Origin of the sequence: Streptomyces globisporus C-1027 (assembly GCF_000261345.2) — a bacterium.
Lineage (GTDB): Bacteria > Actinomycetota > Actinomycetes > Streptomycetales > Streptomycetaceae > Streptomyces > Streptomyces pakalii.
Genome location: NZ_CP013738.1, coordinates 720,649 through 734,673, shown reverse-complemented (window position 1 = coordinate 734,673; position 14,025 = coordinate 720,649). Strand labels below are relative to the sequence as shown.

Here is a 14,025-nt window from a genome sequence, read left to right as displayed (position 1 = left end):
CAGGGGTCGCCTACGGCGCGGAGTGCCGGAGCGGTGTGCGGTACGGGTGCCGGAGTGCTGTGCGGAATCCGGGGCGGCGTGGCGTACGGGTGCCGGAGTGCTGCAGGGAGATTCCTGGAGCGGCGTGCCGTACGGATGGCCGGGGCGGCGTACGGCTCAGGCGCCGTCCTGCGACCGGGTGCTCGCCCGGACGATGAGCTGCGGCTCCACCACGATGTGCTCCACGCCCGCCGCGGTGCCCTCGATGTGCTCCAGCAGCAGCTGGATGCTCCGGCGGCCGATGGCCGTGAAGTCCTGGCGCACGGTCGTCAGCGGGGGAGGGAAGAACCCCGCCTCGGGAATGTCGTCGAAACCCGCGACGGCCACCTGCCGCGGGGTGCGGATGCCCGCCTCCCGCAGGGCGCGCAGAACGCCCAGCGCCATCTGGTCGTTGGCGACGAAGGCCGCCGTCACCGGGGCCGCGCCCCGCCCCGCCAGGGCCAGCCCCGCCAGCTCCTGCCCCGCGTGGTAGCCGGACAGCGGGCTCCAGTCGCCCCGCAGCACGCGCGGCGGGCGGATCCCGTGCTCCTCCAGTACGGCACGCCAGCCCTCGGTGCGCGCGGCGCTCTCCAGCCAGTCCTCGGGCCCGGCCACATGCCAGACCGTCTCGTGACCGGTGGCCAGGAGGTGTTCGGTGACGAGGCGGGCGCCCAGCTCCTGGTCGAGGGAGACGCCGGGGATGTCGAGCCTGTGGCTGCCCTCCACCGTGACGACGGGAAAGGGCGGGGCCAGCCGGGCCAGGGCCTGCACGCTGGAGCGCTGGGGGGTGATGGCGACGGCACCCTCGACGCCCCAGGCCGCCAGATGGTCGAGCGCGTCCTCCAGCGCGTGGCCGCCTCCGCTGCGCAGGGTGACCGTCGAGACCAGATACCCCTCGTCGCGCGCTGCTTCCTGCAGGCCGGCCAGGGTGCTCGCGGGGCCGTAGAGCGTCGGGTCGACCGCGATCACGCCGATGGTCCGCGAACGCCGGGTCACCAGCGCCCGGGCCGCCGGGTTGCGGCGGTAGCCGAGCCGTTCGATCGCGGCCGTCACCTGCTCCCGGGTGGTGGCCCGGACGTTGGGATGGCCGCTGAGGACCCGGGACACGGTCTGGTGGGAGACGCCCGCCTCCCGGGCGACGTCCGCCATCGTCGGTGGGCGGAGGGCCTCGGTGGGGCGGGTCATGCCTTGCTTCCTCCGGACGACGGCCGCGGCCCGGCCCGGCCGCGGGACGCCCCGCGAGGGCGACGGGCCCACCTCGAATTCGAGAAACAGCTTAACGCCTCTTGCCCCCAACGTGTGTGAGCGCTAACAATCCAGTGGCCGGTGGGCGGATCCCCGGTCGACGGCGCCCGCGAGCGCATCGACGACGGGGCCCGTCGGCTTCGCACCCCTGCCCAGAGCCGCCCCGATACCCCGCCCCGACGCCCTGCCCCCCCAGAGCCGCCCCAACGACGGGAATGCCAGGTAACGACCATGACGAACCGACGAGCCGCTCTTCCCCTCCTCGCCGCCGCGACCGCGTGCGCCCTGCTGCTGACCGCCTGTGGTCAGAACAGCGAGGGCGGAAGCCGTGAGAAGTCCGGCGACGACGCCCGGACCATCGGCATCGCGATGCCGACCAAGTCGTCCGAACGCTGGATAGCCGACGGCAGGAACATGACGGCCAGCCTGAAGAAGGCGGGCTTCCGGACCACGCTCCAGTACGGCGAGGACGACCCCGACCAGCAGGTCTCCCAGATCGAGAACATGATCACCCAGGGGGTGGACGCCCTGGTCATCGCCGCGATCAACGGCGAGGCCCTCTCCAACGTCCTCCAGCAGGCAGCCGACGCCGACATCCCCGTCATCTCCTACGACCGGCTGATCCTCGGCTCCGACCACGTCGACTACTACGCCTCGTTCGACAACGAGAAGGTCGGGGAACTCCAGGCGGGCTACATCGTCGACAAGCTCGAACTGAAGGACCGGCCGGACGAAGGCCCCTTCAACATCGAACTGTTCGCGGGCTCCAACGACGACAACAACACCAAGTACTTCTTCAACGGCGCCATGAAGGTGCTGAAGCCCTACATCGACGACAAACGCCTCGTCGTCCGCTCCGGACAGACCCGCCTCAACCAGGTCACCACCCTGCGCTGGGACGGCGGCACCGCCCAGAAGCGGATGGACGACCTCCTCACCTCGACGTACTCCAGCGCCCGCGTCGACGCGGTCCTCTCCCCGTACGACGGCATCTCCATCGGCATCCTGTCCGCTCTGAAGTCCGACGACTACGGCAGCTCCGCCAAGCCCCTGCCGGTCGTCACCGGCCAGGACGCGGAAGCGGCCTCCGTCAAGTCGATCATCGCGGGCGAGCAGACCCAGACCGTCTACAAGGACACCCGTGCCCTCGCCCAGGTGGCGTCGGACATGGTCGGAGCGGTCCTGGACGGCAAGGAGCCGGAGACCAACGACACCACGACGTACGACAACGGGAAGAAGGTCGTCCCCGCGCACCTGCTGCCGCCGGTGAGCGTGGACAAGTCCAACTACCGGTCCGTGCTCGTGGACTCGGGCTACCTGAAGGCCGAGGACCTGCGGTGACACCGAAGGCCCCGGCCACCGGCCCGGAGCGGGACACGGCCGACGGCCCCGTGCTCGACATGCGGGCCATCAGCAAGACGTTCTCCGGCGTGAGGGCGCTGAGCGAGGTGAACCTGCGGGTGCGCCGCGGCGAGGTCCACGCGCTGTGCGGCGAGAACGGCGCGGGCAAGTCCACGCTGATGAAGGTCCTCTCCGGCGTCCACCCGCACGGCAGTTACGAGGGAGAGATCCGCTACGAGGGCGAGGAGTGCCGGTTCCGCGACATCCGCGCCAGCGAGCGGTCCGGCATCGTGATCATCCATCAGGAGCTGGCCCTCGTCCCCCAGCTCTCGATCGCCGAGAACATCTTCCTGGGCCACGAGCCCGCCCGGCGCGGCGTCATCACCTGGCCGGCGACCCTGCGCCGGTCCGCCGAACTCCTGCGTCGCGTAGGTCTCCACGAGCATCCGCAGACCCGGGTCGCCGACATCGGGGTGAGCAAGCAGCAACTGGTCGAGATCGCCAAGGCACTGGCCAAGGACGTCGGACTGCTGATCCTCGACGAGCCGACCGCCGCGCTGAACGACGAGGACAGCGCCCAACTGCTGCGGCTCATCGGTGAACTGAAGAACCAGGGCATCACCTCGATCATCATCTCCCACAAGCTGGGCGAGATCGCCCAGGTCGCCGACTCCGTCACCGTCCTCCGCGACGGCCGCACGGTGGAGACCCTCGACCTCAAGGATCCGGAGACCACGGAGGAGCGCATCATCCGCTCGATGGTGGGCCGGAGCCTCGACAGCCGCTTCCCCGACCGCACCCCCTGCGCGGCCCCGCCCGCCTCCGCCCCGGCGCTGGAGATCCGCGACTGGACCGTGGGCCACCCCGTCGACCACCAGCGCAAGGTCGTCGACGGGGTGTCGCTGCGGGTGGAGCGCGGCGAGATCGTCGGCATCGCCGGGCTGATGGGCGCCGGCCGCACCGAACTCGCCATGAGCGTCTTCGGCCGCTCCTACGGGCGGTACCTCTCCGGGACGGTGCTCAGGGACGGGGCCGAGGCGCGGACCCGTACCGTGCCGGAGGCCGTCGATGCGGGCATCGCCTATGTGACGGAGGACCGCAAGCACTACGGCCTCGACCTCCAGGACTCCGTCAGCCGGAACATCTCCCTCGCCTCGCTGTCCCGGCTGGCCCGGCGCGGGGTGGTCGACGCCCACCAGGAGCGCGTGGTCGCCGAGGAGTTCCGCCGCACCATGAACATCCGCACGCGCACGGTCTTCGACCAGGTGGGCCGGCTCTCCGGCGGGAACCAGCAGAAGGTCGTCCTGAGCAAGTGGATCCTCGCCGGGCCCGAGGTCCTCATCCTCGACGAACCGACCCGGGGCGTCGACGTCGGTGCCAAGTACGAGATCTACACGGTGATCGACCGGCTCGCCGCCGAGGGCAGGGCCGTCCTGATGATCTCGTCCGAGCTGCCCGAACTCCTCGGCATGTGCGACCGCGTCTACACGATGGCGGCCGGCCGGATCACCGGCGAGAGCTCCCGAGCCGAGGCCGACCAGGAGCTGCTGATGCGGTACATGACGCACGACCCCGCCGTTCCCGCGCCCCGGCACCCCGCACCCCACGAAGGACTCACCGATGAGCACTGACCTCAGCCCCACCCCTCCGGCCGCCGCGGACCCCGGGGCACGCGGGGCCGCCCCGGCGGTGGCGCGCCTGCTGGTGGAGAACGTCCGGCGCAACACCCGGCAGTACGGGATGCTGTTCGCGCTGGGTCTCATCGTGCTGCTCTTCCAGATCTGGACGGGCGGCGACCTGCTCCTGCCGCGCAACGTCTCCAACCTCGTCCTGCAGAACAGCTACATCCTGATCCTCGCCATCGGCATGATGATCGTCATCATCTCCGGCCACATCGACCTCTCCGTGGGATCGCTGACGGCCCTGGTCGGCGCGGTCGCGGCGGTGCTGATGGTGGAGCACCAGCTCGCCTGGCCGCTCGCCGTGGTGGTGACCCTGCTGATCGGCGCGGCCGCGGGGGCGGTCCAGGGCTTCTTCATCGCGTACGTCGGCATCCCCTCGTTCATCGTCACGCTGGCCGGGATGCTGCTGTTCCGGGGACTGACGGAGATCTTCCTGCGGGGACAGACCCTGGGCCCCTTCCCCGAAGGGCTGCAGAAGGTGGCGAACGGCTTCCTGCCGGAGGTCGGCCCCGTCACCAACTACCACAACCTGACCCTGCTGCTCGGCCTCGGAGTGATCGCCCTGGTGGTCAACCAGGAGATCCGCAACCGTGCCCGGCAGGCGGAGTTCGACCTGGCGCCCCTGCCGAAGAACCTGTTCGTCCTGAAACTCGTGGCCCTGGTCGCCGCCATCACCGTCGCCACGCTCCTGCTCGCCAGCTACAAGGGCGCGCCCGTGGTCCTGATCGTCCTCGCGGTCCTGCTGGTCTGCTTCGGTTACGTGATGCGCAACGTGGTGGTGGGACGGCACGTGTACGCGATCGGCGGCAACCTGCCCGCGGCCAAGCTGTCGGGCGTCAAGGACCGCAAGGTGACCTTCGCGGTCTTCCTGAACATGGGGATGCTGGCGGCCCTGGCCGGGCTGGTGTTCGCGGCGCGGTTCAACGCGGCCTCGCCGAAGGCGGGCATCAACTTCGAGCTGGAGGCCATCGCCGCCGCCTTCATCGGAGGGGCGTCGATGAGCGGTGGTGTGGGCACGGTGCTGGGCGCCGTCATCGGCGGGCTGGTCCTCGGGGTGCTCAACAACGGGATGAACCTGGTGGGCATCGGCACCGACTGGCAGCAGGTGATCAAGGGCCTGGCGCTGCTGGCCGCGGTCGGCTTCGACGTCTGGAACAAGCGCCGGGCGGGCTCCTGACGGGCGCCGGCCGTGATCGGGCCCGGCCCGGCACGGTCCGGCCGGGGAGCGGGGTCCGGCGAGGGACCGGGCGCGGCCGGGGCCGATCACGGCCGAGGAGCAGGGCCCGGTCGGGGGCCGGGCCTGGCCAGGGGCCAAGGCGCGGCCGCCATCAGGTCCGGACCGTTGATGATCGTCCTTTCGGGGGACGGCCCGGTGGTCCACCATGGGAGGTACGTCGACATCCGTCTGGAGGCGTCACACCATGCGCCGTGAAGATCTCCCGGCACCGGCGTCGGGCCTGCTCCTCACCCACTTCCTCACCGTCGCGGACGTTCCCCGCGCACGCGCGTTCTACGCCGACGTCGTCGGCGGCGAAGTGGTCCTCGACGAGAACCCGTGCATCATCAAGCTTGCGAACAGCTGGCTGATCATGAACCCCGGGGGCGGCCCGACCCCCGACAAACCCGATGTCACGCTCCACCCGCCGACCGATCCCGGCACGGCGACGAGCTTCCTGAACATCCGGGTGGCCGACATCGAACGCTGTTACCGCGAGTGGAGTGCGAAGGGCGCCGAGTTCCTCACCCCGCCGATCGACCGGAAGGCCGAGATCCGCTGCTACCTGCGCGACCCGGACGGCTATCTCATCGAGGTCGGCCAGGCCACGGGGCTGCTCGAAGGCATCCTGGCCGATCCGCCCGCCGGACAGGGCTGACCGGGACAGCGAACTGCTTGATCGTCTCCGGGCGGGGTAGCGAATCGGTATGACCACTGACAGAACATCGCCCGCGACCGGCGGGTACGTGCAGCCGGAGATCGACGTCCGGGCGCTGACCGAGGTGCTCGACGGCGAGTACGCCGAGGTCCGGGACCTGGTCCGGGCCAATCTGACGACGTACGCCTCGGTGCTGGACGAGGCCGACGAGCTCGGCATCGACGCGTTCCGCGAGCGGGTGCGTGAGCTCGTGGTCGAGATGGCGGCGACGGGCCAGACCGGCATGGGCTTCCCGAAGCGGTACGGCGGAGGTGGCGACGTCGGGGCCTCGATCGCCGCGTTCGAGACGCTCGCCTTCGGCGATCTGTCGGTGCTGGTGAAGGTCGGGGTGCAGTTCGGGCTCTTCGGCGGCGCGATCCTGCATCTGGGGACCGAGCGCCACCACGACGCCTATCTCCCGGACCTGATCACCGGGGAGCTGATGGGCTGCTTCGCGATGACGGAGACCGGGCACGGCTCCAACGTCCAGGCGCTCGGCACCGTCGCGCGCTACGACGCCGACGCCCAGCAGTTCGTCATCACCACCGAGGGCGACCAGGCCCGCAAGGACTACATCGGCAACGCGGCCCGACACGGAGAGCTGGCGGTCGTCTTCGCCCAGCTGGAGGTGGGCGGGGAGTCCCAAGGAGTGCACGCGTTCGTCGTGCCGATCCGGGTCGACGGCGAGGCGGCCCCCGGGGTCCACATCGAGGACGACGGCCGCAAGATGGGCCTCAACGGCGTGGACAACGGACGCCTCCGGTTCGACGGTGTGCGGGTGGACCGCGAGGCGCTGCTCAACCGCTTCGCCGACGTCACCCCGGAAGGCGTCTACGAGAGCACGATCGACAATCCGAACCGTCGCTTCTTCACCATGCTCGGCACCCTGGTGCAGGGCCGCGTCAGCGTCGGCGGCGCCGGGGTCAACGCCGCCAAGGTCGCCCTCGCGATCGCCACGAAGTACGCCCTGCGGCGACGCCAGTTCGCGGCCGGTCCCCAGGGGGAGGAGCAGTTGCTCCTCGACTACGGACTGCACCAGCGGCGTCTGCTGCCGCTCATCGCCCGGACGTACGCACTGCACTTCGCCCAGGACGTCGTCCGCACCCAGCTCCACGACGTCTTCTCCGGCCTGGAGGACGACGCGCAGGCGCGACGCCTGCTGGAGGCCCGGGCCGCCGGAACCAAGGCGCTCGCCACCTGGCACGCCACTGAGGTGATCCAGGAGTGCCGCGAGGCGTGCGGTGGCGCCGGCTATCTCGCCGTCAACCGGTTCGCCGCGCTCAAGGCCGACAGCGACATCTTCACCACCTTCGAGGGCGACAACCACGTCCTGCTCCAGCTCGTCGCCAAGGGCCTGCTCACCGACTACGCGAGCGAGTTCGAGGACCTGGACCAGCTGGGCATGGTCCGCTACGTCACCAACCTCGCCGTCGAGACGGTCATCGAGAAGACCTCGGCCCACAAACTGCTCGAACGGGTCCGGGATCTCCTGCCGGGCGGCGACGAGTGGGACCAGGAAGCCGGACTGCTCGACTCGGAGTACCAGCTCGCCATGGTCCGCTACCGCGAGGAGCACATGCTCGCCGGGGTGGCCCGCAGGCTCAAGAGCGGCATCGACCGCAAGCGCGACGCGGGCGCCGTCTTCTCCGAGGTGCAGGACCATGTCATCGCCGTCGCCCGCGCCCACATGGAGCGGCTGGTGCTGGAGGCGTTCGTCGAGAAGATGCGCACGCTGCCCGAGGGCGGCAACAAGGTCGCCCTCGGCCTGCTGTGTGACCTGTACGCCCTGTCGACGATCGAGGCGGACCGCGCCTGGTTCATGGAGCACGGCCGGCTGACCGTCCAGCGCTCCAAGGCGATCACCCGCGAGGTGAACGACCTCTGCCGCAAGATCCGGCCCCTGGCCGGCGAACTCGTCGACGCCTGGGGGATTCCGGACGCCATGCTGCGCGCCCCGGACCTGGTGGGCGGAGCCTGAGCCCGGCGATGACCGTGACCCCGGGCCCGTCGGGTCCGGGGTCGGTCAGTGGTCCGTCAGCCGGTGAACAACTGGGTGGCCTTGCGGATCAGTTCGTACAGCCCGTAGGCGAGCGGGGCGCCCACCCACAGCCAGGTGAAGGCGATCAGCGGCCGCCGGTCCTTCCCTGTGGCGACGTCAGGCGGACTCTGACTGCTGCTGTCGGACATCGGGCGCTCCCTTCTGCGCGGTGACGTCGCCGAGGTGGTGGGACGGGTGGACCGGGCGGACCAGTTCGTTGGCCACGAAGCCGATGACGAGCAGGCCCATCATGATGAGGAGCGACGTCCCGTACAGATCCGCGCCGTCCTTCCCGGCCTCCTCCTGCCGGTCGGCGATCCAGTTCACGATCAGCGGCCCCAGAACGCCCGCGGTGGACCAGGCGGTGAGCAGACGGCCGTGGATCGCGCCCACCTGGTACGTGCCGAACAGGTCCTTCAGATAGGCGGGGATCGTCGCGAAGCCGCCGCCGTAGAAGGAGAGGATGACCAGCGCGCACAGCACGAACAGCGGCTTGGACGAGTCTCCCACCAGGGCGATGAGCGCGTACATGAGCGTGCCCGCACCGAGGTAGACGCGGTAGATGTTCTTGCGCCCGATCAGGTCGGAGGTCGAGGACCAGCCGATCCGGCCGGCCATGTTGGCCGCCGACAGCAGGGCGACGAACCCGGCGGCCGCGGTGACCGACACGGGCGTCGAGGTGCCCGAGAAGAAGTCCGTGATCATCGGCGCGGCCTTCTCCAGGATCCCGATGCCGGCCGTCACGTTCATGCAGAGGACGACCCACAGCAGCCAGAACTGCGAAGTGCGCAGCGCCTGACGCGCCGACACCTGCGGCCCGGCGGCAGCGGCGGGGCTGCCGTCCGCCCGCTGTTCCTCCGTACGCGGGCGCGGCACCCGTACCAGCAGGACGCCGAGCAGCATGAAGACCGCGTAGGACAGTCCGTGCACCAGGAAGGCGAGGGCGATGCCCTTGCTGTCGCTGCCGAAGGACTCCAGCATCTGGGCCGACCAGGGCGAGGCGATCAGCGCACCGCCGCCGAACCCCATGATGGCGATGCCCGTGGCCATGCCCGGACGGTCGGGGAACCACTTGATGAGCGTCGACACGGGAGAGATGTAGCCGATGCCGAGACCGATGCCTCCGACGAATCCGTACCCCAGGACGATCAGCCAGAACTGCTGGGTCGCCGCGCCGAGCGCGGAGAGCAGGAAGCCGGAGGAGAAGCATACGAGGGCGACGGTCATGGCCCATCGGGGCCCGCGCCGCTCGACGAGCGTGCCGCCGAAGGCGGCGGAGAGGCCGAGCATGACGATGCCGAGCTGGAAGGGCAGGGCGCTCTGCGTGCCGCTGAGGCCGAGCGCGTCCTCCAGCGGCGGCTTGAACACGGACCAGGCGTAGGCCTGGCCGATGGAGAGGTGGATCGAGAGGGCGGCGGGGGGCACCAGCCAGCGACTCCAGCCCACGGGGGCGATGGGGGGACTCATGGGTCCCTCACCGTAGTGACGGGTGATCCTGTTGAGAAGACTGTTGATTAAACTTTCACCTTGTTCGATGCGCGTGATGGCGGAGCGTGCCGGTGAAGCCTGGCGGGGATGGCTACTTGCCGGGCGCGGGCGCGGGCGTCGTCGCCGCGAGCACCAGCTCCACGCAGTGCGCCTCCAGCCGCTCGCGCGGTACGTCGAGCGTGCCGTGGAGCCACCCCGCGAAGAGGTTGGCCAGACCGCCTACCAGGGCGTGCGCGGCCAGACGGCGGTCGATGTCGTCCCCCGGACCGGCGAGCTGGCCGCCGACGAGGTCGGTGAACACCGGCATGAGCAGATGGCTGCGGGCCCCCAGCACCGGGTCGGCGAAGGGCTCCAGAAGCAGCAGGCGGCCCTTGTGCGGCGCGTCCAGGACCAGGCCGACGAAGGCGGAGACGGCGGCCCGGGCCCGGACCTCGCGCTGCGGGCCGCCGGTCGCCACCGCTCCCTCCAGCGCGCTCCGGGCCTCGTCGGCGACCCGCTCGAAGGCGGCGAGGAGCAGGTCGTCGCGGCCGGTGAAGCTCTCGTAGAAATAGCGGTCCGTCAGGCGCGCCTCACGGCAGACCGACCGGACCGTGACGGCCGCGCACCCCTCCTCGCCGGCCAGCCGCTCGGCGACGTCCAGCAGCGTCTGCCGACGGGCGGCGCGACGATCGGCGAGCTTGGTGCCGCCCCAGCTCCGTTCCGTCAACTCCGGTTCCCCCGTGTTCTGTTCACGTAGTCGTGTGCTGCTCGCGCAATTGACGACAGATGTCCGCACATTTTAACCTGAGGACAGGTGTCATCAGATTGCTCTCGACGGCCTCGCAACGGAGAACCCCAGCGGAGGTACACGTGACAGCGTCAGCGCACGGCCCCGGCCCGACCGGCCCGAGACCCCCCGAACCGCTCGGCCCCGACTCCCTCACCTGGCGCTGGTTCGGCGACTGGAGGGGCCTCCTCCTCGCCCCCTGGGCCGGATCGATGCAGAACATGCACCCCGAGCTGGGCGCGGGTGTCGCCGAGCACTCACGCTTCTTCGAGGAGCGGTGGGAGCGCCTCTTCCGCTCGCTGTACCCGATCGGGGGAGTGGTCTACGACGGCCCGCTCGCCGCCCGTACGGCCCGCGAGGTGCGCGGCTACCACGCCGCGATCAGCGGGGTCGATGCGCACGGCCGCCCGTACCACGCGCTCAACCCGGGCACGTTCTACTGGGCGCACGCCACGTTCTTCATGCTGACCGTGCAGGTCGCCGAGCGTTTCGGCGGCGGCCTCACCGAGCCACAGCGGCGCACGCTCTTCGACGAGCACGTCCGCTGGTACGCGCTGTACGGCCTCTCGATGAAACCCGTGCCCGGCAGCTGGGAGGAGTTCCAGCGGTACTGGGACCACATGTGCGCCGACGTCCTGGAGGACAACCGGCCGACCCGGGACGTCCTGAACATGCGCCGTATCGCCCGGCCGCCCCTCCTGCGGTGGCTGCCGCCGCCGCTCTGGGCCCTCGCCCGCGTCCCGCTCGTCCGGATGACGCTGTGGATCACGGTCGGCCTGTATCCGCAGACCGTCCGGGACCGCCTGGGCCTGCGCTGGACGCCCCACGACGAACGCCTGCTGTGCCTGCTGGGCCGGTCGGTGCACCACGCCTGGCGGTACGTCCCCGAGCGGCACCGCTTCCATCCGCGCGCCCGGGCGGGCTGGGACCGCGAGCAGGGGCGGCCCGCGTCGGCCCCGGTGGAGACACCGGCCCGGAACCTGCCGCCCGAAGAACGCCGAGGACTCCCGCAGCACTACGTGCCGAGAGGTGGCCCGCGCGACTGACGACACGGTGTCCCGAGAGCCGGCCGCCTCGACTGACACGGCCGGCGGGCGAGCCCCGCCCCGGGCGTCCCGCCCCCTGTACGTCACCCGCTTTGCTCCGCCCTACCGCCCTGCGACTAGTTTGGGTGCAGCACGGAGGAGCAGGCCCGTGGTGGCGGAGACGGACGCACGGGGGACGGGAGGTCGGGGAGAGTGTCGCTGCGCGGAGGTGACCCAGCCGAGATCGGCGGCTATCCGCTGGAGGCGCGGCTCGGTTCGGGTGGCATGGGCACGGTCTTCCTGGCCCGGACGAGTTCCGGCCGGTCCATCGCGATCAAGCTGATCCACCAGCAGTTCGCGGGGGACGACGAGTTCCGCATCCGGTTCCGGCAGGAGGTGGCCGCCGCACGCCGGGTGAGCGGAGCGTTCACCGCCGCCGTGGTCGACGCCGCCCCCGAGGCCGACCAGCCGTGGATGGCGACGACCTACATCGAGGGCCCCACGCTCGCCCAGCGCATCACCGACGAGGGCCCCCTGGGCGGGGCGGAGCTGCGGAGACTCGCCGTCGGTCTTGCCGAGGCGCTGCGTGACATCCACCGGGTGGGAGTCGTCCACCGCGATCTGAAGCCCTCGAACGTCGTCCTCTCGGCCGAGGGGCCCCGCGTCATCGACTTCGGCATCTCCCGCGCCGTCGACCAGCAGACGCTGACGATGACCGGGCGGGTCATCGGTACGCCGCCCTTCATGTCGCCCGAGCAGCTGCAGGCGCCGCGCGGCGTGGGGCCGCGCTCCGACGTCTTCTCGCTGGGGACGCTCCTGGTGTACGCGGCGACGGGCCACGGGCCCTTCGACGCGGACAGCCCCTACATCACGGCCTACCAGGTGGTGCACGAGGCGCCGTCGTTGGGTGCCGTGCCGGACGCCCTGCGCGCGGTCGTCGAGCCGTGCCTGGACAAGGATCCCGAGCGGCGCCCCTCGGTGGACGAACTCCTTGTGCTCCTGCGCGATCTGCCGTCCGACCTGGGCGGCACCGCCACCGGCGAGCCGGGGGCCGGCCGGACCCGCGACATGCTCACCCAGCACCACCTCATGACGCCGGACACCCCGCCTCCGACGACCCCCGCACTCGCTTCCTCGGCCACTTCCGCCGCCCCGCCCGCCCCGGCCGCTTCCGGCCCGCCCGCCACCGGTACCGCGATCGGCGGCCGGCTGCGGCGCCGGTGGCAGCCCGTGCTCGCCGCGGTGGTCGCGGTGGCGGCGATCGGCGGGGGAATCGCCGTGCTGACGACGGGCGGCGCCGACGGGGACGGCGACGGCACGGACGGCCGGGGCACGGGCGCCGGGCGGAGCGCCGCCGCACCGGGCGGCACCCTCCCGGACGGCTTCGAGCCGTGGCGCACGACCGTGCCGGGCGGCCGCGAGGACATCCCCGACGAACTGCGCTGCGTCGCCCGCGACGACGCGCTGTTCTGCGGGGGCGGCGGTGTCATCGCGACCCGCGTGAACCCCGCGGACGGATCGCGGGTGTGGACCGCGAAGAGCCCCGGCATCCCGGTCCAGGGCATGCACATGGTGGGCGCCACCGACGGCACCGTGATCGGCTACCGCATCGCCGACCAGGACGCCCCGCAGGGCCCTACCCAGGAGGTCGTGGCCCTCGACGCGGACAGCGGTGAGGAGTTGTGGTCCACGCCCTCCGGTGCCCAGTCGACGGCCGTCACCGGCCGGACCCAGGACGCCGTCGTGGCCGGCTCCGCCGTGGTGACCGTCGACGCCTCCAACTCCCGCTTCGAGGCCCGGGACGCCCACAGCGGCAAGGTCGCCTGGACGGCGCCGTTCCCCGACGGCACCCAGTGCGCGCCCGTCCCGGCGGGCCCGCGGCTTCTCGCGATGTGCGCGACCGACGCCGAGGTCGACGCCCTCGAACAGCGCAGCCCCACCCTGCGGGCGCTCGCCCTCGACTCCGGGGAGCTGGGCAGGCCCGTCACGGTCGACGGACCCGCCGTGCCGGTGGGCGACGCCGACGGCTCCCTCGTCCTCCTCTCCCCGCACTACGAGGGGACCGCGCGGACCGGGTACGACGGGGTGGTCCGCGTCGACCCCGCTTCGGGCAAGGTGACCCGCTCCCGGTTCGACCAGGTGTACGACGGCACCCCCGGCATGGTGGACGGCACCGTCTACGTGAGCGGGCAGACCGGTCGCGTCACCGCGTTCGACCCCGCCTCCGGCCGCAAGAAGTGGGCGCGGCAGACGGGCGTGGAAGGCGCGTCGGGGCCCGCGGCGGGTGACGGAGCGGTGTACTTCAGCTCGGCCACCGGCCGGGTCGTCGCGCTGTCGCCGGACGACGGGAAGAAGCTGTGGTCGACGGACCCGCAGGCCGACGGGCTGACGGGGGAGCAGAACGCGAGCCCGCGCGTGGCCGTCGCCGGCCGCGCGCTGTTCGTGGCCGCCGACGACAACACCCTCTTCGCCTTCGACGCACGGAAGCCGCCGAGGTCGGGCTGATCCC

The 14,025-nt window shown here is 71.4% G+C and carries 11 protein-coding genes; 7 read left to right on the top strand and 4 right to left on the bottom strand.

What is annotated here, in order from left to right:
* Window positions 1-156: 156 nt before the first annotated feature.
* A complete protein-coding gene (locus tag WQO_RS03025) occupies window positions 157-1,203 on the bottom strand; it encodes a LacI family DNA-binding transcriptional regulator (protein WP_058953855.1) in 1,047 nt (348 codons plus the stop codon).
* A gap of 291 nt (window positions 1,204-1,494) precedes the next feature.
* Between WQO_RS03025 and chvE the strand changes: the two genes are divergently transcribed.
* From chvE to WQO_RS03000, 5 genes are all read left to right on the top strand, one after another.
* Window positions 1,495-2,604: a multiple monosaccharide ABC transporter substrate-binding protein gene (chvE, locus tag WQO_RS03020; protein ID WP_010062611.1), complete on the top strand. Its 1,110-nt coding sequence runs from the start codon at window positions 1,495-1,497 to the stop codon at window positions 2,602-2,604.
* Entirely contained in the window at window positions 2,601-4,235 is a 1,635-nt protein-coding gene (mmsA, locus tag WQO_RS03015) for a multiple monosaccharide ABC transporter ATP-binding protein (RefSeq protein ID WP_010062612.1), read from the top strand. The genes chvE and mmsA overlap by 4 nt, the downstream gene beginning before the upstream one ends.
* Window positions 4,225-5,463, top strand: a complete 1,239-nt coding sequence (gene mmsB / locus WQO_RS03010) for a multiple monosaccharide ABC transporter permease (RefSeq protein ID WP_010062614.1) — start codon at window positions 4,225-4,227, stop codon at window positions 5,461-5,463. Before mmsA ends, mmsB begins: the two co-directional genes overlap by 11 nt.
* Before the next feature lie 244 nt (window positions 5,464-5,707).
* Entirely contained in the window at window positions 5,708-6,160 is a 453-nt protein-coding gene (locus WQO_RS03005; protein ID WP_010062616.1) for a VOC family protein, read from the top strand.
* Window positions 6,161-6,209: 49 nt separating this feature from the next.
* A complete protein-coding gene (locus tag WQO_RS03000; RefSeq protein WP_029182498.1) occupies window positions 6,210-8,177 on the top strand; it encodes an acyl-CoA dehydrogenase family protein in 1,968 nt (655 codons plus the stop codon).
* A 56-nt stretch (window positions 8,178-8,233) separates the two neighbouring features.
* On the opposite strand, the gene WQO_RS36325 is transcribed toward WQO_RS03000, so the two are convergent.
* From WQO_RS36325 to WQO_RS02990, 3 genes are all read right to left on the bottom strand, one after another.
* Window positions 8,234-8,386, bottom strand: a complete 153-nt coding sequence (locus WQO_RS36325; protein ID WP_010062618.1) for an MFS transporter small subunit — start codon at window positions 8,384-8,386, stop codon at window positions 8,234-8,236.
* Window positions 8,355-9,704 (bottom strand): OFA family MFS transporter, encoded by a 1,350-nt coding sequence (locus tag WQO_RS02995; protein WP_029182499.1) that lies wholly within the window; start codon window positions 9,702-9,704, stop codon window positions 8,355-8,357. The genes WQO_RS36325 and WQO_RS02995 overlap by 32 nt, the downstream gene beginning before the upstream one ends.
* Window positions 9,705-9,816: 112 nt before the next feature.
* Window positions 9,817-10,431, bottom strand: coding sequence for a TetR/AcrR family transcriptional regulator (locus WQO_RS02990; RefSeq protein WP_010062620.1), 615 nt, complete (start codon window positions 10,429-10,431; stop codon window positions 9,817-9,819).
* 143 nt (window positions 10,432-10,574) lie between these two features.
* Between WQO_RS02990 and WQO_RS02985 the strand changes: the two genes are divergently transcribed.
* A complete protein-coding gene (locus WQO_RS02985; protein WP_010062621.1) occupies window positions 10,575-11,537 on the top strand; it encodes an oxygenase MpaB family protein in 963 nt (320 codons plus the stop codon).
* A gap of 192 nt (window positions 11,538-11,729) precedes the next feature.
* Window positions 11,730-14,021, top strand: a complete 2,292-nt coding sequence (locus tag WQO_RS02980; protein WP_010062622.1) for a protein kinase domain-containing protein — start codon at window positions 11,730-11,732, stop codon at window positions 14,019-14,021.
* Window positions 14,022-14,025 lie beyond the last annotated feature (4 nt).